The 21,610-nt window shown below is 46.7% G+C and carries 11 protein-coding genes; 7 read left to right on the forward strand and 4 right to left on the reverse strand.

The window, feature by feature from the left end; all coding sequences use genetic code 11:
* Positions 1 to 115 precede the first annotated feature (115 nt).
* The 6 genes from NG798_RS01440 (at position 116) to NG798_RS01465 (ending at position 14,708) form a co-directional block, all read left to right on the forward strand.
* Positions 116 to 2,683, forward strand: coding sequence for a BamA/TamA family outer membrane protein (locus NG798_RS01440; protein ID WP_261220011.1), 2,568 nt, complete (start codon positions 116 to 118; stop codon positions 2,681 to 2,683).
* A 243-nt stretch (positions 2,684 to 2,926) separates the two neighbouring features.
* On the forward strand, positions 2,927 to 3,838 hold the full coding sequence (lpxC, locus tag NG798_RS01445; RefSeq protein ID WP_261220012.1) for a UDP-3-O-acyl-N-acetylglucosamine deacetylase: 912 nt from the start codon (positions 2,927 to 2,929) through the stop codon (positions 3,836 to 3,838).
* Positions 3,839 to 4,128: 290 nt separating this feature from the next.
* Positions 4,129 to 4,671: a 3-hydroxyacyl-ACP dehydratase FabZ gene (gene fabZ, locus NG798_RS01450; RefSeq protein ID WP_261220013.1), complete on the forward strand. Its 543-nt coding sequence runs from the start codon at positions 4,129 to 4,131 to the stop codon at positions 4,669 to 4,671.
* A 103-nt stretch (positions 4,672 to 4,774) separates the two neighbouring features.
* Positions 4,775 to 5,608, forward strand: coding sequence for an acyl-ACP--UDP-N-acetylglucosamine O-acyltransferase (lpxA, locus tag NG798_RS01455; protein ID WP_261220014.1), 834 nt, complete (start codon positions 4,775 to 4,777; stop codon positions 5,606 to 5,608).
* Positions 5,609 to 5,729: 121 nt separating this feature from the next.
* Positions 5,730 to 6,929: a lipid-A-disaccharide synthase gene (gene lpxB, locus NG798_RS01460; protein ID WP_261220015.1), complete on the forward strand. Its 1,200-nt coding sequence runs from the start codon at positions 5,730 to 5,732 to the stop codon at positions 6,927 to 6,929.
* A gap of 501 nt (positions 6,930 to 7,430) precedes the next feature.
* Entirely contained in the window at positions 7,431 to 14,708 is a 7,278-nt protein-coding gene (locus NG798_RS01465; RefSeq protein WP_261220016.1) for a calcium-binding protein, read from the forward strand.
* A gap of 72 nt (positions 14,709 to 14,780) precedes the next feature.
* On the opposite strand, the gene NG798_RS01470 is transcribed toward NG798_RS01465, so the two are convergent.
* The 4 genes from NG798_RS01470 to NG798_RS01485 form a co-directional block, all read right to left on the reverse strand.
* Complete coding sequence (locus NG798_RS01470) at positions 14,781 to 16,352, reverse strand: NAD(P)H-quinone oxidoreductase subunit 4 (protein ID WP_261220017.1); 1,572 nt, start codon at positions 16,350 to 16,352, stop codon at positions 14,781 to 14,783.
* A 195-nt stretch (positions 16,353 to 16,547) separates the two neighbouring features.
* Positions 16,548 to 18,602, reverse strand: coding sequence for an NAD(P)H-quinone oxidoreductase subunit 5 (locus NG798_RS01475; RefSeq protein ID WP_261220018.1), 2,055 nt, complete (start codon positions 18,600 to 18,602; stop codon positions 16,548 to 16,550).
* Positions 18,603 to 18,947: 345 nt separating this feature from the next.
* Positions 18,948 to 19,331 carry a thioredoxin family protein gene (locus NG798_RS01480; protein ID WP_261220529.1) on the reverse strand — a complete coding sequence of 128 codons (384 nt, stop codon included), beginning with the start codon at positions 19,329 to 19,331 and terminating at the stop codon, positions 18,948 to 18,950.
* 226 nt (positions 19,332 to 19,557) lie between these two features.
* The gene (locus NG798_RS01485) at positions 19,558 to 20,271 is read right to left on the reverse strand and encodes an NnrU family protein (RefSeq protein WP_261220019.1); all 714 of its coding nucleotides are present in this window, start codon (positions 20,269 to 20,271) and stop codon (positions 19,558 to 19,560) included.
* 331 nt (positions 20,272 to 20,602) lie between these two features.
* Here NG798_RS01485 and NG798_RS01490 point away from each other — a divergent pair, with 331 nt between their 5' ends.
* A complete protein-coding gene (locus NG798_RS01490; RefSeq protein ID WP_261220020.1) occupies positions 20,603 to 21,610 on the forward strand; it encodes a LysR family transcriptional regulator in 1,008 nt (335 codons plus the stop codon).

A 21,610-nucleotide genomic window follows, 5' to 3' on the forward strand; every position in this document is an offset into this window, starting at 1 on the left:
GGGCGAGCAAATCAAGATACTGATGATTACTGAGCGCTGACCACATACAATGAACCATGAATCATCAACTTTCAAAAATTTAGGTGTGTGGGAAGTGAACAACAACGTTAACAAAATGCGACTACCTCCCGTATGGGTGGCAGTTTTAACCGCCTCAACAACCCTCTCATTATCGAACTCTATCAGTGCAAAAACTCTAACTTCGACTGATACTTATTCCGCAGATAGTGCCAGTGAGCATCTGAGTTTGGCAAAAAACCCATTGTTCTCAGCCGGCCTGCCAAAAACATCCCTTAGTTTTGAGCGTGGCGAAGGCGCGGAGAAAATGGCAGTTGTGCCAATCAATGAAAGAATGCGGGCCGGCAGTCGTCTGAATGAGCAAGCAAAAGAACAGACATCTGAAAGCCCAGAAATTGCCACAAAAACCGAAAATTTACCCTTATTTTCTAGGGAAATGCCGGCTGAGGATTTGTTAAAAGCTGCGCCGAACAGGGCGATTTTTAGCGGACTTGCCGACGACAAAAGTACAGACAATGATATAAGCGCAGGTGCACAGAAATCTCTCGAACCTAGAAACATCTCGGTTCAACCGGCCCCTACGCCGACAAATTTTCGGGAAATAAAGTCTTTTTTGCCTTCCGGGGCTCAAAGTGAGCAAAAACAGATAGCGACCGCCCAGACAGAGGCGACTACGGCTGAATGGTTAACAGTGTTATCAACCGGCCTACTCAAACCCCAACAACACCCAGCCATTGCCCAAAACCCCGAACCAGTCCCACCGCCACCACCACCACAAACACCGCCACCGACCAGACCAGCGCCGCCACCGGCCCCCATACCCTTGCCGGTGACACCGCCGCGTCAAAGCAGCGATTGTCCTGATCCGAATGCGCCTCAAGTTTTGGTGGCCGAAGTTGCCGTCAGTGGGGTAGAAGGCGAATTGCAAAATGAAGTGTATCGCGTGATTCGCACACAACCCGGACGGACTACCAACCGCTGCCAATTGCAAGAAGACATAAACGGAATTTTTGCAACGGGGTTGTTTTCCACCGTTGATTACCAACCACAAGACACGCCCTTGGGGGTGAGAGTTACCTTTGTGGTACAACAAAACCCAATTTTGCAAAGTGTGGTAATTAATGCAGTGCCGGCCGGTGCCGCTGGTGTGGTGCCGCAAAGCGTCGTAGATGAAATTTTTAGGCCGCAGTATGGCACGATTCTCAACTTGCGGCAATTTCAAGAAGGCGTCAGACGTTTAAATCAGTGGTACAAAGACAACGGTTATATTTTGGCGCAGGTCATCGCCTCAAGTCCGGTGGATAACCAAGGCAGAGTGACTCTCCAAGTAGCTGAAGGTGTCGTCGAAGATGTCCAAATTCGCTTTCTTAATAAAGAAGGAGAAGCGACTGATGAAGAGGGGAATCCGATTCGAGGCCGCACTCGTGAATTTATTATTACGCGAGAAATGGCACTAAAGCCTGGGGGAGTGCTTAATGAAACTTCCTTGATCGCCGATCTGCGCCGCTTATTTGGGTTGGGGATTTTTGAAAAAGTCGAACCGTCTTTAAATCCAGGTCAAGATCCCCGCAAGGTTGTGGTGGTGTTGAATGTTACAGAAAGAAATACCGGCTCACTGGGTGCCGGTGCCGGTTTATCTTCGGCCACCGGTTTGTTTGGTACTGTCAGCTATCAAGAATCAAACCTAGGTGGAAATAACCAAAAATTAGGGGCGCAGTTACAAGTCAGCGAACGCGCTTTATTGTTTGATGTATCTTTCACAGATCCTTGGATTGCCGGTGATCCTTTCCGTACTTCTTATACAGTGAACGGTTTCCGCCGCCGGTCGATTTCTTTAATTTTCGCTGGGGGGCCCAATGAAGTCGAGTTACCGGATGATCAGGGACGGCCTCGAATTGTGCGAACCGGCGGCGGTGTCACCTTTACTCGTCCTTTGACTCCCAATCCTCTTGTAGCTTCTGAGTGGACAGCCTCGCTCGGTTTGCAGTATCAGCGCGTGGAAACCCGCGACTCTGATGGTGATATTGCCACAGTCGATGAAGCCGGCAGTCCCTTAAGTTTTAGTGGAGATGGCCAGGATGATTTAACTACGGTTCAGTTTGGCTTAGTCCGAGATTTGCGGGATAACGCTTTAAAACCAACCAGGGGTTCAGTGCTGCGGTTGACCACAGAACAATCGATTCCGATTGGTGCCGGAAATATTCTCCTCAACCGCCTACGCGGTAGTTATTCGCAGTATGTGCCGGTGAACTTTTTTAGATTTGCTGAAGGGGCGCAAACTCTGGCATTTAATTTCCAAATCGGTACGATTTTAGGCGATTTGCCACCCTATGAGGCGTTTGCTTTGGGGGGTAGCAACTCGGTACGCGGTTTTGATGAAGGTGATTTAGGAAGCGGTCGCAGTTTTGTTCAGGCGACGGCTGAGTATCGTTTTCCGGTGTTTTCGTTTTTGAATGGGGCGTTATTTGTGGATTTTGGCAGTGATTTAGGCAGCGGCAGTTCTGTCCCAGGCGATCCGGCAGGAGTGCGGGGTAAACCAGGCACCGGCCTTGGTTACGGTTTAGGTGTGCGCGTTGATACTCCCTTGGGGCCGATTCGTGTGGATTATGGTTTCAGTACCGAAGGCGATGCCAGATTTCACTTTGGTATCGGAGAACGTTTCTAAAGTTAAGTACCCTCAAAAGGCTTATTTTTGTGTGCAATTAGATACAAAATTGCCCGGTTTTCAAGCATCTATCTAGCCCTTTGGGGGCCACTTATTTTTGGAACCCAAGGGTTGTCAAAATTACCGACTCAATTTTGCCGGCCTTGGAAATGTTGATTTGAAAGGCTGATAGCTACAGGGAATGGGTAATGGGGTAATGGCTGATTTGTATAGTTGTTGTGAATTAAATGGAACATTACAACGATGCTCAAAACAATAGAAACGTCTTCTGTGACTTCCTATACGGTAGGAAGCGCGATTGAAATCTCAGGCGTAGGGTTACACACCGGCACTTTGACTCGGCTGAAAATCTTGCCGTCGGCGGGAGAAGGTCGCTATTTTGTGAGAACTGATTTACCTGGAAAGCCTAGTATCCCGGCGTTGGTGGAATTTGTGCGATCTTCGACGCTTTCAGTGGAACTTGCTAAGGGTGATGCTTCTGTGCGGACGGTAGAACATTTGCTGGCTGCTTGTGTGGCTTTGGGCGTTGAGAGCGTTCGGATCGAAGTAGATGGGCCGGAATTACCGCTATTGGATGGTTCGGCTCAACCTTGGGTGATGGCAATTGCCTCCGCAGGAGTGGTGCCGGTGTCGGGGAGTGGGGCTGAGCAGTCTTCGATTCTGGCACTAGGAGAAATGGGACTAGGAAAGGGTGACAGCGTTCGCCGGCCCTTATCTCCGCTTTTTGTTCAAGAAGGTGATGCCTTTGTGACTGCTCTACCGGCTCAAGTAACTCGTTTTACCTATGGTATTGAGTTTGAATCTGCCGCCATTGGTAAACAGTGGCACAGTTGGACGCCGGCCATTGAAAGTTTTAGTGATGAAATTGCGCCGGCACGGACTTTTACTTTGGCGCGATATGTCGAGCAGATGCGGCAGGCCGGTTTAATTAAAGGGGGAAATCTTGAGAGTGCCTTGGTTTGTGACGAAACCGACTGGTTAAATCCGCCTCTGCGATTTGCAAATGAGCCGGTACGTCATAAAATCTTAGACTTAGTGGGCGATCTAAGCTTGCTTGGAAAAATTCCTTGCGCTCATTATGTGGCCTACAAAGCCAGTCACAAGTTGCACGTCCAACTAGCGAGACTTTTGGCTGCAAATGATGCCGGTTATTAGGTCGGGTTGTGTGATCTTGACCTTTGAAACGGTGGTTTGATGCCGAAAAAAATGTCTCCAATGGTTGCGAAAATTTGTCAGTGAAGAGCCGGAGCGTGCTTTGGCAAAACTTGTGGCAAGATGCGTTAGATCGTGGGCCACCGGCTTGTATAATCAACTATTGCAACCCGATCAAGAGTCCTTGGTGACTGGTGGCTGGTGTAATGGTAATTTTTTCACGCCTTCACCAATCCTCGATCACCGATTTGCCAAAAAACTCAGATTCCAGCACACCATCTACCAAAAAACTCATGTCCACTTTGACCGACGTTAACGCTCCCACTTCTCCCGAAATTTCGACCGAGTACCCTTCCCCAAATCAAGAGGTTTCCGAGCAAGTGATAGCAACACCGGCCCCGAAAACGCTTTTTACGATTGAAGAAATCCAACAATTACTCCCCCACCGTTACCCGTTTGCGCTGGTAGACCGAATTATTGATTATGTCCCCGGAAAAAAAGCGGTGGGGATTAAAAATGTGAGTATCAATGAGCCGCATTTTCAGGGACATTTTCCAGGTCGTCCGATTATGCCTGGAGTTTTGATTGTGGAGGCGATGGCGCAGGTGGGAGGAATTGTTTTAACACAAATACCTGATTTGCCAAAAGGTTTATTTGTGTTTGCCGGTATTGATAAAGTAAGATTCCGCCGGCCGGTGGTTCCTGGTGACCAATTGGTAATGACTTTAGAGTTAATTTGTCTCAAACAACGCCGGATCGCCAAAATGCAAGGCCGTGCTGAGGTAGATGGGAAATTGGTCACCGAAGGTGAACTGATGTTCTCTTTGGTGGACTGAAAAATTTATTCGAGTGTGCTGGATAGTTCAATCTGTCACTGTGTGGGGTTGAAGCATCAAGTTTAATCGCACAAGGAAAGATTGAACAAGCGATCAATCAATTATGAAAACATTAATTCATTCCACCGCTGTTATTCATCCCCAGGCCGAGTTACACCCAACGGTTAAAGTGGGTGCCTATGCGGTGATTGGGGAAGGCGTAAAAATTGGTGCCCAAACGGAAATTGGCCCTCATGTTGTTATTGAGGGAAATACGGAAATTGGGTCAAGAAATCGCATTTTTGCCGGGGCGGCTATTGGTTTAGAACCACAGGATCTTAAATACAATGGTGCGTCAACTGGTGTAAAAATTGGCGATGACAATACGATTCGGGAATATGTGACGGTAAATCGGGCAACTGGGGCCGGTGAAATTACAAAAATCGGCAATGGAAATTTATTGATGGCCTATTGCCATGTCGCCCATAATTGCACAATTGAAGATAATGTGGTGATTGCCAATACTGTTGCCTTGGCGGGTCATGTTTATATTGAGTCAAGGGCGACTATTGGAGGTGTTTTAGGGGTTCACCAATTTGTCCGTATAGGCCGGTTGGCTATGGTTGGGGGAATGAGTCGAATTAGCCGAGATGTACCGCCTTATATGCTAATAGAAGGAACACCGGCACGGGTTTATTCTCTCAATTTGCTGGGTCTAAAACGAGCAAAGTTGACAGCAGGGGATGTAAGTTTACTAAAAAAAGGTTTCCGAACAATTTACCGTTCAGGGTTAACAGTAAGTCAAGCCTTAGAAGCCGTAAGCTTATTACCAGAAAACGAACATTTGCAACATTTGAGCCGGTTTTTACAAATGTCGCAAACCCCAGGCCGGCGCGGTTTAACACCAGGCAAAAAATCAAAATCCCACACTCAAGAAACCCACCCAGACGAAGACTAAACCCAACCCAAAAACCTATCCTATTTATCTGCGTTCATCTGCGTTTATCTGCGGTTAAAAAATCAAAACCCCAAACCTCCACCGGCCAAAAAAACTTTACGGCCTAAATTTTAGTGAAAAAATGCCAGAAAAAACCCATCTTCCCAATCCCCAAACCCTGAAAATCTTCATAAGCACCGGCGAAGTTTCAGGAGACTTACAAGGAGGCTTATTAATAGAAGCTCTTTTCAGCCATGCAAAACAAACTGGAATTGAGTTAGAAATTGTAGGTTTAGGTGGAGAAAGAATGGCTAATGCCGGTTGCCATTTGTTGAGAGATACAACGGCAATCGGTTCAGTGGGTTTACTAGAATCTATTCCTTTTATTTTGCCAACTTTGGAAGTGCAAAAGAAAGCCAAAAAGTATTTACAAGAAAATCCTCCAGATGTGGTGGTTTTGATTGATTATATGGGGCCAAATATTGCTTTGGGGGAGTATGTAAAAGGAAATTTACCCGGAGTGCCGGTGGTTTTTTATATTGCGCCTCAGTTGTGGGTGTGGGCACCGTTTCCATCACAAACTCGTCAAATTGTCAAGATATCAGATTTAATTTTGGCGGTGTTTCCCCAGGAGGCAAGCTATTACAAGGAAAAAGGCGCTAACGTTTGCTGGGTTGGGCATCCGTTAATTGACCGGCTAGGGCAGTTTCCGACTCGCCAGGAAGCGCGCAAGGTGTTAGGGATTGAGGAGGGGGAGTTAGCGGTGGCGTTGTTGCCGGCATCCCGTCAGCAGGAGGTGAAGTATTTGTGGCCGGTGATTTTGGAGGCTGCTAGGTTGCTTCAGGAACGGGTTCCGGGGGTGAGTTTTTGGGTTCCGCTGTCGTTGGAGAAGTATCGAGGGGCGATTGAGGAAGGGATACGGGCGTGTGGGTTACGGGCTAAGGTGGTGGCGGGCCGGTCGTGGGAGGTGTTGGCGGCGGCGGATTTGGCTATTTCTAAGTCGGGGACGGTAAATTTGGAGATTGCGCTTTTGAAGGTGCCGATGGTGGTGGTGTATCGGGTGAGCGGGCTGACGTATGGGGTGGCGCGCCGGTTGTTTAAGTTTAAGATTCCGTTTATGTCGCCGGTGAATTTGGTGGGGATGAAGTCGGTGGTGCCGGAGTTGTTACAGGAAGAGGCTACACCAGAGGCAATTGTGGATGAGGCTTTGCGGTTGCTGCCGGGTGGTGAGGGGTATGAGGAAGTGTTGGGGGGGTATGAGGAGATGCGGGAGTTGTTGGGGCCGGTGGGTGTTTGCGAACGGGCGGCGGTTGAGGTTTTGGGGTTGGTTGTGAGGGGGTAGGTGGGCCGGTTTTTGATGTTGGGTTGGGTGGGCCGGTTGTTTAACAAAAGTTAACTATGTATAAGTTCTCTTCTTGCGACTGTGAAGGTCGTGGGATGTGTTGCTATTTGGCTGAATGGTTGATATAGATTGATTTTCAAAAAAAATATATGTGATTAGTGCGGTCATTTAATGTGGCTCGCATTTGTTCACACTTTGTAAAATATTTCTACTTGACATTGGTAATTGCCGTGCTATATTTGGTTTGTCCGTAAAATTACGGTTAAGTTTGATTAGAGTTGTAAGCCTTTACATAGTAAGGCGTTGAGATAAGTGGTTTTCCGTAGTTTGGACTGGAAAAGGCAGTTTACTGTCTTGCGTGTTTTTACTTAAATTTTGATGGCCTGGTTGTGGGCCGGTTATCTCACGTTTGTGAGATTTATTTGAGGCGCTCATTCCCTGTTGGGGGTGGGTGATGGGAGATTTTTTGTTTTTTTTTGCATTTACCAAGAGGAAAAAATCATGGCGACGTTTAATTCTGAAAATTTGTTCAATTCTTCACTTGAAGTTTCTCTTCAACAGGTTTACAGCAGCTTAAATAATTTTGCCAAAGCTGATGATTTTTTGACAAAAAGTGAAAGTGTATTTGGTAGTAATTTTAACGGTAGTAAATTAGAAGAAATTCGTAGCGAATGGATTAATAGTAATTTTACATCTCTTCCAAAAATTGAAATTGTCGATGGGTTGGAACTACAAGGGGCTAATGCTGCTTATGCAGGAATAACAAATACAATTTATTTATCTCAAGATTTCTTGAATAAGTATGCGAGTAATCCTGAAGCGATTAGTGCAGTTTTAATTGAGGAAATTGGGCATTATGTAGATTTGCAGATTAATAGTGAAGATACACCAGGGGATGAAGGAGCAATTTTCTCAGCGATAGTTTTAGGCCAAAATTTAGATTCCGATACTTTGGATTCAATGAAACAAGAAGATGACTCTAAAGTTTTGAATTTAGGCAATTCTAGTATCTTTGTTGAACAGTCGATAACAACAGGAACTTATTCTGATGGTATCGATTTTGGTCGTTATGTTTTTCAAGGTAAAACAGCAGACTATATAGAAAAGTTTTTAGGAATACAAGTCGATAATTCTTATGAATATGACTCTGGAGACTCTCTCATTCTACGTACAGGATACCCTGGCTTCAAGACAAACTTCTTAGATGAAGGGGGATTGCAGGCTGGAATTGAACTAGAAGGTGGATCATTTGGTGCAGGATTTAAAGCATACGCAGGTTTAAATTTAGGTGAAATAGATTTCGATCTCCCATTGCAAGCTCTTTTAAATGCGAGTGATTCGGAGAAGAAACTTCAGTTTGACTTCACAACTATCTTTGATGCCAAGCTTGACTATAAAATTCCTTCTGCCTATGCAGTTTTAGATGCTGTCTTTGACTACAATATTGGATCACTGAATGCTTTTGCAAGTATTCCGGGAGCAGGTATAGAGCAAACCCTTATTGGTGGTGTAAATGGAAGCTTCATACACCGAATGGTTAATATCAATACCTTAAACGATCCTGTAGTACAGGTGAACCTATTGCCAGGACAAGTTGATTTTCTAACTTCTTCAATGAGCGTTAATGAAATTTCCCTGTTCGATGGCTTGGCAACTTTCAAAGCAAGTATCGTTCCCAAGTTCAACTCTAGCGTGGAAAACTCATCTACAGAAGACCAGTTTTCTATAAAGGTTAGTAATCAAAGCCCTCCCAATCCTGAAGAGCTTCCTCCGGGCGAACCCAACCCCGATCCATCTAATCCTGATGAGTTGGCTCGCCTAACCGTAAATTTTGATAAAATTCTAGCACAAATACCACAGTTAAAATTTCTCGCTAACAAAGTAGAAGCTGGGCCATTTGAGGCTGAATACAGGCTACTACCAATCGAACTTAGTGGTATACTAAACGCAATTTATGAACTTGAGGTTGGAATTAGAAATACTGAACCAAAAATAATTGGAGGGGAATTTTTAGATTTCACTACTCCGTACTCTGAGCTTGATGAATTACTTGCAAAGGATATAGATAATGATTCCAACATAGATGTTACGTTTGAACTGAATCCAGATATTTTCTTTAAGCCAACCATTGCATTAGAATTGGAAACACAGTTTAACGTAGACATTGGGAGAGGAAAGATAAAATTAGACGTTAATAAGCTACCATCCCCATTCAAAAACATTCCCTTTCTGAACAATATCAGTGGAAGTGTTAATCTTATTAATCTGCCTGAAATTGCTCCTGATTTCTTAAGCTCTCGCATTGATGTTTTCAAGACGGATGTCAGCATACCTTTCAACGATCTGTACGCGAAGTTTAATAATGGTGCAGATCCAACATTTAACGAGATTTCTGTTCCAATACCCTTTAGTTCTATTTATCCCAATGTAGGAACTGCTGGCGATGACATTTTAACCTTACCTGAATCTGCTGGTGATGAAAATCTATATGGGGAAGCAGGGAATGATGTTCTTTACGGCAATTCATCTCGTAATAGAATTATGGGTGCCGAAGACAATGATACTATTTACGGCGGGACTGGTGATGATAGCCTTCATGGTGAACAAGGAGATGATATTTTACAAGCTGAACAAGGCAATGATTTATTAAATGGAGGTTTTGGCAAAGATACTATTGACTATAACAATTCAAGTAGCGGAATTATTGTCAACATTGATGAAACGCAGGGCTATACAAACCAACAAACAGCAGGAATATTTGACCTGGAAACTAATTTTGCTATTGGTTCAGGTACAGCATTAGATGGTTTTAGTACGCAGGATAATCTTGTTGAAATTGAAAATATCGTTGGTTCTTCTTATAACGATATTTTAATCGGCAATGCTTTAGATAATGTGATTGAAGCGAGTGCTGGTGACGATTTTCTTATTAGCAGTGGTGGAAACGACCAACTAGACGCAGGTGAGGGAATTGATCTTATAAGTTTCCGTCGAGATCTTAATGGTGTTTCCGTCAGCCTCAGAGATGGTATTGCTACAGATGGTTTTGGTGGTCAAGATATTATTTCTGGTGTAGAAAACGTTGTTGGTTCAAGCTTTGGTGACCAAATACAAAGTGATGATGGAGTTAATATCATTACGAGTGGCAGTGGAAATGATGTTGTTGATGCGTTAGCTGGAGATGATACTGTTTATGGAGAAGATGGAAATGATTATGTCTCTGCTGGTAGTGGAAATGATTCTTTATTAGGACAACAAGGAAACGATACCCTATTAGGAGAAACCGGCAGCGACGTATTATATGGAGGCACAGAAAACGACTACATAGACGGCGGAACAGAAAACGATCTCCTCTACGGAGAAAGCGGAGACGATCAACTTTTTGGCAACAGCAACAACGACTACCTAAAAGGCGACACCGGCAACGACTTTATCGACGGCGGAACAGAAAACGATACCGTCAGTTACGACAACTCCCCCAGCGGCGTAGTCGTCAACATAGACGAAACACGCAACTATCAACACGACACCCAACAACGGCAAAACGCATTAGTTAACGACTTCCTCAACCCCATAGAATATTACACCGACCTCGAAAAAACCTTTAGCATCAGCCCTGGCACAGCATTCGACGGTTTTGGTACAACAGACACCCTCCGAAACCTAGAAAACATCATCGGTTCAGCCTTCGATGACACCCTCATCGGCAACACCGGCCACAACATCATCCTCGCATTAACCGGCAACGACCTACTCATCTCAACCGCCGGCAACGACACCCTAGACGGCGGCGACGGAGATCAAGACATCCTCAGCCATCGCCGAGACCCAGGCAATGTTACCGTAAACCTAGAAACCGGCATCACCACCGACGGCTGGGGAAACACAGACATCATCACCAAAATTGAATACGTCATCGCCTCCGACACCGGCAACGACCACATCACCGGCAACAGCAGCATCAACATCATCACCGGCGGCGGCGGAAACGACACCATCAACGGCGGAGACAACACCGACACCCTTTACGGCGAAACCGGCAACGACAACATAATCGGCGGCCTAGGACAAGATACAATCTTTGGTAACTTAGGCATAGACACCCTTTACGGCGACCTGGAAAACATCAGCGACCTCGGAGATGCAGACGAGATCCGAGGTGGAGACGGAGACGACCTTATCTATGCCGGTGGAGGCGATGACACCGTTGCAGGCGATGCTGGTTTTGGACACGACACCATTTTTGGCGATCACGGCAACGACCTCTTGTATGGACGTCTCGGCAACGACAGCATCAGCGGCGGCGAAAACAACGACAGCATCTATGGAGAAGAAGGCAACGACATTATTTCAGGCAACGCCGGCAACGACTCCCTAGAAGGCAACGACGGAAACGACATTATTTCAGGCAACGAAAACGAAGACACCATCTACGGAAACGCCGGTAACGACAATATCACCGGCAACACCGGCCTCGACTACCTAGAAGGCAACGACGGAAACGACCTCATCTCAGGAAACGAAGACAACGACACCATATTTGGACAACTCGGAAACGACCGCATCTTTGGCGACACCGGCAACGACAGCATCCTTGGCGGAGAAGACAACGACAACATCAGCGGCGGCGACAACCAAGACACCATATTTGGAGAACTTGGCAACGACCTCATCAACGGAGACGCCGGAGAAGACAGCATCCAAGCCGGCAGCGGAGACGACCTCATCCTAGGAGGAAGCGAAAACGACACCATTGAAGGCCAAGACGACAACGACCGCATCTTTGGCAACTCTGGCAACGACTCCCTAGACGGCGGAAACGGAGACGACAACCTAGCCGGCGGCCAAGACAACGACACCCTCCAAGCACAAACCGGCAACGACTCCCTCCAAGGCAACGACGGCGACGACTTCCTCAACGGACACCAAGGCAACGACAACCTCAGCGGCGGAAACGGCCTCGACCTCCTCAACGGCAACGAAGACAACGACATCCTAGCCGGCGACGCCAACGAAGACACCCTCTATGGCCACACCGGCAACGACACCCTCAGCGGCGGCAGCGAAGCCGACCTCATGTTTGGCAACGAAGACAACGACTTACTCTTTGGAAACATCGGCAACGACACCCTCGAAGGCAACGACGGCAACGACATCCTCAGCGGTGGACAAGACAACGACAGCCTCACCGGCCAAACAGGCGACGACATTATCAGCGGCGACGCTGGCGACGACATCGCTTATGGCAACGAAGGCAACGACAGCCTCAGCGGTGGCATCGGCAACGATCTCCTGTACGGCAACGAAAACGCCGACAGCATCAACGGAGACAACGGACAAGACAGCATCTTTGGAGGTACCGACAACGACCTCCTGTACGGCAACGAAGGCGCCGACAGCATTTATGGGGAAGACGGCGACGACAACATCACCGGCGGAACAGGCAACGACACCATCAGCGGCGGTATCGGGAACGACAACATAGCCGGTAACGAAAACAGCGACTCTATTACTGGCAACGAAGGCGCAGACACCATCAGCGGCGGCGACGGCAACGACATTATTTCAGGCAACGAAGACACCGACTTAATAAACGGAGATAGCGGCAACGACAACATCACCGGAGATGCAGGAAACGACACCCTCAACGGTGGCGAAGACAACGACATCATTTCCGGTGGAACAGAAAACGACCTCATAAATGGAGATAGCGGCAACGACAACATCACCGGCGACGCAGGAGAAGACACAGCCAACGGCGGAACAGGAGATGATCGTATCAGTGGCGGCGAAGATAACGACATCCTCAACGGAGATGCAGGAGAAGACAACATCACCGGCGACGCAGGAAACGACACCATCAGCGGAGGAACAAACGATGACTACATCAACGGCAACGACGGACAAGACTTCATCAACGGCAATGCTGGCAACGACAAACTCTACGGCGATGCAGGAGAAGACACCATCTACGGAGAAGCCGGCAAAGACATACTAAAAGGAGAAGAAGGCAACGACTCCCTGATAGGAGGCAGCGGGGGAGACATCCTAGACGGCAGCAACGGAGACGACACCATCTCTTATCACACCTCCCCCGCAGGAGTTCGTGTAGACTTGCAACAACAAAAAGCCTGGGAAAGCGACGCAGCCGGTGACGAACTGTGCAGCATCGAAAATGCCGAAGGTTCCGAATATAACGACAGTCTATACGGTTACAACGCACCCCCAACCGGCCACGACAAAACCTACGAATACAAAGGCAACGACAACCTCACCGGCGCCAACATCCTCAACGGTTTAGGTGGAAACGACATCATCGACGGACGCGGCGGCGACGACACCCTCTACGGAGGCACCGGCCACGATACCATTGAAGGCGGCCTCGATAACGACCTGATCTTCGGAGAAGCCGGCAACGACTCCCTCCTTGGTGGAGACGGCAACGACTCCCTACTCGGTGGAGACGGCAACGACAAAATAAGCGGCAGTCTCGGAGAAGACACCCTTTTCGGAGAAGCAGGCAACGACAACCTAGAAGGCAACGAAGGCAACGACTCGCTACTCGGTGGAGAAGGCAATGATAAGCTTTCCGGTGGCGAAGGCAAAGACATATTGCGTGGCGAAACCGGCGATGATAACCTGGCCGGTGGTGAAGATAACGATCATCTCTACGGAGACGACGGCAACGACAACCTCAGCGGCGACTCAGGAGAAGATGTACTCAAAGGCGGTAAAGGTAACGATAACTTAGCCGGTGGCGAAAATGACGACCGCTTATTTGGCGAACAAGACAACGACAACCTTTCCGGCGATCTTGGTAACGACACCCTCGACGGCGGCGACGGAAACAACACCCTCACCGGCGGCGACGGCGAAGACTGGTTTATCGGAGGGGCCGGTGTTGATAATATGGATGGCAGTAACGGCATAGACACCCTTACCTACCTCAACTCCAACACCGCTATCAGCCTCAACCTCCAACAAAACCGCTGCCAGTTTGGTGATGCAGAAGGCGACAATATCCGCAACATCGAATATATCCAAGCTTCCAACTATAACGACACCCTCACCGGCAACGAACAAGCCAACATTTTCAACGCAGCAGACGGAGACGACACCCTCAAAGGACTTGATGGTAGTGATAGCCTCTATGGGGAAGCCGGCAACGACTACCTCGACGGTGGCAAAGACAACGACTATCTGGCTGGTGGAGATGGCAACGACAGCCTCAACGGGGCCGGTGGCGATGATACATTGTTAGGCGGATTAGGCAATGATGTGCTAAACGGACACGGAGGTTTTAATACCTTTGACGGCGGTTTAGGAGACGATGAAATCTACGCTGGCAATGCCATTGACAACATCATACTGGGACTTAGCGGCGGAATTGATACTATCTATAACTTCAATTTCGAGAAAGATAAATTCAACCTCTCTAATCTCACATATAATCAAGGGACAGACATCAACGCCAAAGATACCCTCGTCAGCGACAGCCTCACCGGCCAACTTTTAGCCATCCTCAAAGATACCCAAAACCCCTATGCACCAGTTACCAGTTCGGAAAATCAAAACACACCAAAAACAGAAAAAACAGACCCTCAAGGGTTAAACATAGATAGTTTTCTTACCGGAGAAAACCCAGCCATAATTAACCTACCCGGAGAAAATATTATCAGTTTGTCGGTGGCTGATAACCTAAAACCAGATACCCTAAATACAGAGCAAAACGACAAGCTACTTTTAGCAGTAAGCGACATCCAAACCAGCCTTTTATAGACATCAAAAAAACCCGGTTTATTAACTAAACCGGGTTTTTTAAAAATCTTTATTAAGGCCATTTCAGCCTATCTAACGAAGCTTAGGCGCAACCATTGCCGGCCCCTCAAACGCCACATTCTCCGTCAAAGTTGGCACAGAATGACGCAAATGTTGAGTAAACTGCACCATCGTTGCATCATAAACCTGCGTCATAATCTTGGGATACAAACCAATCCCAATAATAGGCACCAACAAAGACGAAATAATAAACACCTCACGAGGTTCTGCATCTACTAAAACCTCATGTTCCACAAGTTCCTTATTTTCCGGGCCATAGAAAATTTCCCGCAGCATTGATAGCAGATAAATCGGAGTTAAAATCACCCCAACCGCCGCCAAAAACACCACAATCACCTTAAACACCGGACTATAAGCATCACTCGTAGCAAAACCAACAAACACCATCAACTCTGCCACAAAACCACTCATTCCTGGTAATGCCAAAGAAGCCAAAGAACAAGCAGTCCACATAGCAAAAACTTTCGGCATTTTTTGACCGACTCCACCCATCTCATCCAACATCAAAGTATGAGTCCGGTCATAAGTGCAACCCACCATAAAAAACAAACTCGCCCCAATTAAACCATGAGAAATCATTTGCAGCATTGCCCCACTAACACCCAAATCAGTATAAGAAGCAAGGCCAATCAAAACAAAACCCATGTGAGAAATAGACGAATAAGCAATCTTGCGTTTTAAATTCCTTTGAGCAAAAGAAGTGAGTGCAGCATAGATAATATTAACCACACCTAAAATCACTAAAATGGGGGCAAACACCGCATGAGCATCCGGTAACATCCCCGCATTCATACGAAACAGCGCATAACCGCCCATTTTTAGCAGAATTCCTGCTAGTAACATATGCGCCGGTGCAGTAGCTTCACCATGAGCATCTGGTAGCCAAGTATGCAGCGGAAAAATCGGCAACTTCACACCATAAGCTATTAAAAATCCTCCATAAAGCCACAACTGCAAATTCATCGCATAATCTTTATTTGCAATTGCCCGCATATCAAAAGTGACGGTATCGCCATAAAATGCCATCGTCAAACCGGCCACTAAAATAAACAGCGAACCACCAGCCGTATAGAGGATAAACTTAGTAGCCGCATATTGACGTTTTTTGCCGCCCCAAATTGCCAAAATTAGGTAAACCGGCACTAATTCCAGTTCCCAAACCAAGAAAAACAAAAGAATATCTTGAACCGCAAAAACCGCAATCTGGCCGCCATACATTGCCAGCATCAAAAAGTAAAAAAGTTTCGGTTTTAAAGTCACCGGCCAAGCTGCTAAAATAGCTAAAGTTGTGATAAAGCCGGTGAGCAGAATTAATGGCATTGAAAGGCCATCAGCGCCTACTGTCCATCTCAAATCTAACTGCGGTACCCAAGAATAACTTTCTACAAGTTGCAATTCTGGGTTTTTCAGATCATAGCCGGTGTAAAAGGCATAGACGGTAACAGCAAAATCAATTAGTCCAATTATTAAGGCAAACCATCTTACAGTTTTGCCATCTTTATCTGGCAAAATTGGAATCAGCAGCGCGGCTGCTATTGGAAACAAGATTATAAAACTCAACCAGGGAAAATGTTCTAAATTCATAGCTTCGTAATTAGGCTTTAGCCTTAAGATAGCGTATGGATGAAAAAGTTTTGTTGTAGCGGTTGTTATTTTTTATTAACCGCAGATAAACGCAGCCTATAGCGGATAGGTTACGGGTTTTTGTGATGGGTTTGTGGTTCTGTGGAGAGGAGTATGCCCACCATTGGGTATGGGTGGGCAAATGATGAGTTAGGATTAGGTTACGCCAAATACTACTACGATACCTAGGACGGCACCGAAGACAATCAGGGCGTAAAATTGAGCGCGTCCGGTTTCAAAATATTTCAAACCTTCGCCGCCTAAAACTGTTAACAAGCCGGTTAAATTTACGGCCCCATCCACAACACGATAATCAACTTCCATCACTTGACGGGCAAGCCGGCGGCTACCCTTGACGAAGAGAAAATCATTGATATCGTCCAAATACCATTTGTTGCGGGAGAAGTTGTAAAGCGGTTTAATTTTTTCGGCAATGGCTTTCGGGTCAATTTTCCGTGACAAATACATCAAAGAAGCCAGAGTAATGCCGATTAAAGCAATGCCCACAGAAGAACCGCCCATGATTAGGAATTCAGTTAAATTAAATTCCTCACCGTGTTCTACAACAGCCTCCATCGGCGGGTGGATAAATTCTTCAAAATAATTAGCAAAGGGAGTTCCCACAAAGCCAATTAAAACAGAAGGAATTGCCAAAGCCATTAAAGGAAAAGTCATGGTTAGAGGCGATTCGTGGGGATATTCGCTGTGATGATGCGAGTGGGAGTCGCTATCATGTTCCAACTCTTTTGGATCCATTGCCCCAGGGCCAAAAGCCGGTGCCAAAGCAACCGTACTTTCTGCCAAAAGTTCATTGCGAATATCGATATCATTGCCTCGGAATTTGCCCTCAAACGTCGAGAAATACATACGGAACATATAAAACGCCGTAATTCCCGCCGTCAGCCAAGCAAAAAGCCATAAAACAGGATTTGCCGCAAACGTGGCACCGAGGATTTCATCTTTTGACCAGAAGCCGGCAAAAGGCGGAATCCCGCAGATGGCCAAAGTTCCCGTCAAAAAGCAAATAGCCGTCACCGGCATATACTTACGCAAACCGCCCATCAAACGCATATCCTGGGCCAGAACTGCATCATGGCCGACCACTTCCTCCATGCCGTGAATCACCGATCCCGAACAGAGGAAAAGCATTGCTTTGAAATAGGCGTGAGTCATTAAGTGAAACAAACCGGCAGAATAGGCTCCAACTCCCATCGCCATTACCATATAGCCAAGCTGGGAGATGGTCGAATAAGCTAATCCTTTCTTAATGTCATTTTGGGTAATAGCAATTGACGCCCCCAAAAAGGCCGTAAAGCAGCCGGTGTAAGAGATGATATCCATCACCACCGGCACCCCTTCAAATACCGGGTACATCCGGGCAATCAAAAATACCCCGGCTGCAACCATTGTGGCGGCGTGGATCAAAGCAGAAATAGGCGTTGGGCCTTCCATTGCATCAGGCAGCCAAACATGAAGCGGAAACTGCGCTGATTTGGCCACCGGCCCCAAAAATACCAACACGGCAAACAACGCGGCTAAAGCAGCAGACAACGCGCCGGTTTCAACCAGATCGTGCAGGCGTTCGCCCATCACATTAAACTCAAAACTGCCGGTGCTCCAATAAAGGGCCAAAATCCCCAACAGCAGACCAAAGTCACCAACGCGGTTGGTAACAAAAGCTTTTTGACAAGCATCAGCAGCGCCTTTGCGGTCATACCAGAAACCGACGAGGAGATAAGAGCACATCCCCACCAATTCCCAGAAAATGTAAATTTGCACCAAATTAGGGCTAACCACCAGACCCAACATCGATGAACTAAACAGACTCAGGTAGGCGTAGAAACGCACATAACCAGCGTCGTGAGACATATATCCATCGGTATAGATCATCACTAAAAAGGCCACCGTTGTCACGATGACCAACATTACCGCCGTCAGGTGGTCAATTGTGTAACCCATTCGCAGATGAAAATCGCCTGCTGCTGCCCATTCCAAGGTACGAGTATAGGTAGGGTGGCCTTGAATTTGACTCCACAACAAGGCAAATGACAGCACCATCGCTGCCCCAAGCGTTGACACCACGAATACTGCATTTATTTTTCGCAGATTGTTCGTGAACTTGTTAAAGGAAATTAATCCTAGTCCCACCACCATCGCGCCAAATAGCGGCAACACGGGGATTAACCAGGCATATTGATACAGAGGTTCCATCACGCTCGCGCCTACTTTAATTTTCTTTACGTTTTAGGCAGATTTGATTTCATTGTGGCACAGCAGTGCGCCGCGAAAAACTGCCCTAAGTACAATTATGGAGACAAGGGCGACTGCTGTGGAGGTTAGGGAAACCTCTTCGGGGGGTGCGAAAACACCTCGGCAGTAAGGATGCAGGCGAGTTAGGGATAGGCAAACAACACGCTCAATTTTTAAAATACTTCAGTCTGCTTTGCTTCTTTGCAGATAAAAAACCCCACCCATTCATAAAACTGGGAGGGGTGAAAAAATAAAGGGATAAAACCGGCGGGGCGATATTAAAAAAAACCGGTTGACTGCTAAAACCTAAGCGGAATAGGGATGACGTTCTCCTGAAGAATGCAGCCACACCGTTTTAGGGTGGACATACATCTGAGTCATCACTTCGAGAGACTGCCGCAGATCCTCCCGTCCAGAGAAACTATCGAGACGATAACGAACTTTGCCGCCTTCAAAGAGAATCAGTGTGGGCAAATTAGTGAGTCGGTAAGCATTCGCTACCTTTAAACTTTCATCCGCATTGAAGCCCACCACCTTAATATTTTCTCCCCATTCGGCTTGAAAACGCATCAAAAGGGGGTTAATCAGCCGGCAAACACCACACCAAGGTGCCCAAAAATGGACAAGGACAGGAGTAGGAGATTCTAAAACTTCTTGTGTAAAAGCCCGCTCGCTAATCGATGACAGCAGCATGATCCCTCGTGCTTATTTCTGTTTACTATCTGCTTTGGGATCATGGTACCTCTATTTGGGATCGTCTGGGTACAAAAAATCTTTTGTCAATTGTCAATTGTCAATTGTCACTTGTCATCTTTGAGAGGAAATTTTTTAACATATAGTTTAAGTTTCGTCAATCCTCACAACAGCAGATATTGAGAGGATAAAAAATGACCGATGACAAAAAACTTTTGACAAATCACAAATTTACGCTGGCTGTAGCCCGCATCAAGAGGGGATGTGCCCACCACAACAACAAAACAAACACCGTTATGCCTAGATAAGCGGGACGGAGAAACTCAGCCCACTGTAAAGACTGCCGGCCTTGAAAAATTGCCAAAAAAGGAATCACAGAGGTGCGATCTTTAACCTTCTCAAAGGCTTCGCCATAACGGGCCAATAAACGGCGATCCCCGTGCCACACCCCAAATAAATGATGTAGCACTAAACCCAAAGAAGTAACCAGCGTAAAGGAAGTACCCAACCACAGCGTATGCGCCACACACCAGATGATCTGGCCCACCATTTGGGGATGACGAGTGATGCGAATAATGCCGGTTTCGTAGAGATGGACTTCTGGCTTTTGGACAGCGGCAATTTCTAATAAGTTGAACGTCGCCGGGTAGAGAAAAATAAAAGAAATGGCTGAAAGTATCCACACCAGAGGTTGTATTCCTGGTACTCCTTGCAATTGCCACAATTGCAGGCCATCGTAACGATGGTTAAAGAAATAAACAATCAAGACCACAGCCAACGGTAAACTTACTAAGGCAAACAAAACTCGGTACAGTCTGGCACCGATTAATTTTTCGCCCCTTGACCGTAAGGCGGCCAAACCGCTATGGGCTACTGCAAACACAAAAAGCAAGCCCAGCATTATAAAATGGCTGGTGGTTAGGGAAACTAGAGACATCGCAGACTTTTAAAAAGAAACAATAAAATACAGTCAAAGGCACAGGGTGCGTTTTGGCCCAATCCGGGCCCAGCCGCAAGTTGAGGAGAGCCGGTTAATTCCTGATACATTCAGAACAGCCTTCAATCTCTCTTTGATATATTTTCCAAATCAAGTAAATGTTAATACAACGCTAAGTAACACGATTCTCCCATGATTTGCCTCGCCGTGCTACTGTCAAAATCGTTGCACTCTAACATCCTAGCGGGGCATCTAAAATCGCAGCCCGCTCCCTCGCTCAGCAAACTCCACTCGCTGACCCCCTACGCATCCCTCTTTTTGGTTTAGGAATATGTCTGACCTCCCTTTCACTTTAGACCAGTTACGCATTCTCAAAGCCATTGCCGCTGAGGGCAGTTTTAAAAGAGCCGCAGATAGTCTCTACGTCTCCCAACCTGCCGTTAGCTTACAAGTTCAAAACCTTGAGAGACAGTTGGATGTGCCACTCTTTGACCGGGGGGGCCGGCGAGCGCAACTCACTGAGGCGGGATATTTGTTACTTAGCTATGGTGAAAAAATATTAACTTTATGTCAAGAAACCTGTCGCGCTATTGAAGATTTACAAAACCTGCAAGGCGGAACTTTAATTATTGGGGCATCCCAAACCACCGGCACTTATCTATTGCCACGCATGATTGGTCAATTCCGCCAGCGTTATCCTGATGTGGCCGTTCAGTTGCACGTCCATTCGACCAGACGCACGTCTTGGAGTGTGGCCAATGGTCAAATCGATTTGGCAATTGTCGGGGGAGAGGTGCCGGCAGAGTTACAAGAATCTTTGGAAGTGGTGCCATACGCCGAAGATGAACTGGCTTTGATTTTGCCGGTGGCTCATCCTTTTGCGAAAAACGGCACAGTTCAAAAAGATGATTTATATAAATTGCAATTTATTACCCTAGACTCGCAATCGACGATTCGCAAAGTAATTGACGCCGTTCTAACTCGTTCGGGAATTGATACTCGTCGGCTCAAAATTGAAATGGAACTCAACTCAATAGAAGCAATTAAAAATGCAGTTCAAGCCGGCCTGGGCGCTGCTTTTGTCTCGGTTTCTGCTATCGAAAAAGAACTGCAAATGGGTATTCTTTATCGCGCTCAAACTGATGATGTGGTTGTTAAAAGGATGCTTTCGGTTATCTATAATCCTAATCGCTATCGTTCCAAAGCAGCAGAAGCTTTTAGTCGCGAAGTTTTGCCGCTTTTTGCTACACTCGGACTTGATAAACGTCTGACCAATCCCCCAACTCCTACCCTTGATACAGAAATAGAAATTACTAGCCCGAATTCTACTGCCGGTTAA

Origin of the sequence: Ancylothrix sp. D3o, assembly GCF_025370775.1 — a bacterium.
Taxonomy (GTDB): domain Bacteria; phylum Cyanobacteriota; class Cyanobacteriia; order Cyanobacteriales; family Oscillatoriaceae; genus Ancylothrix.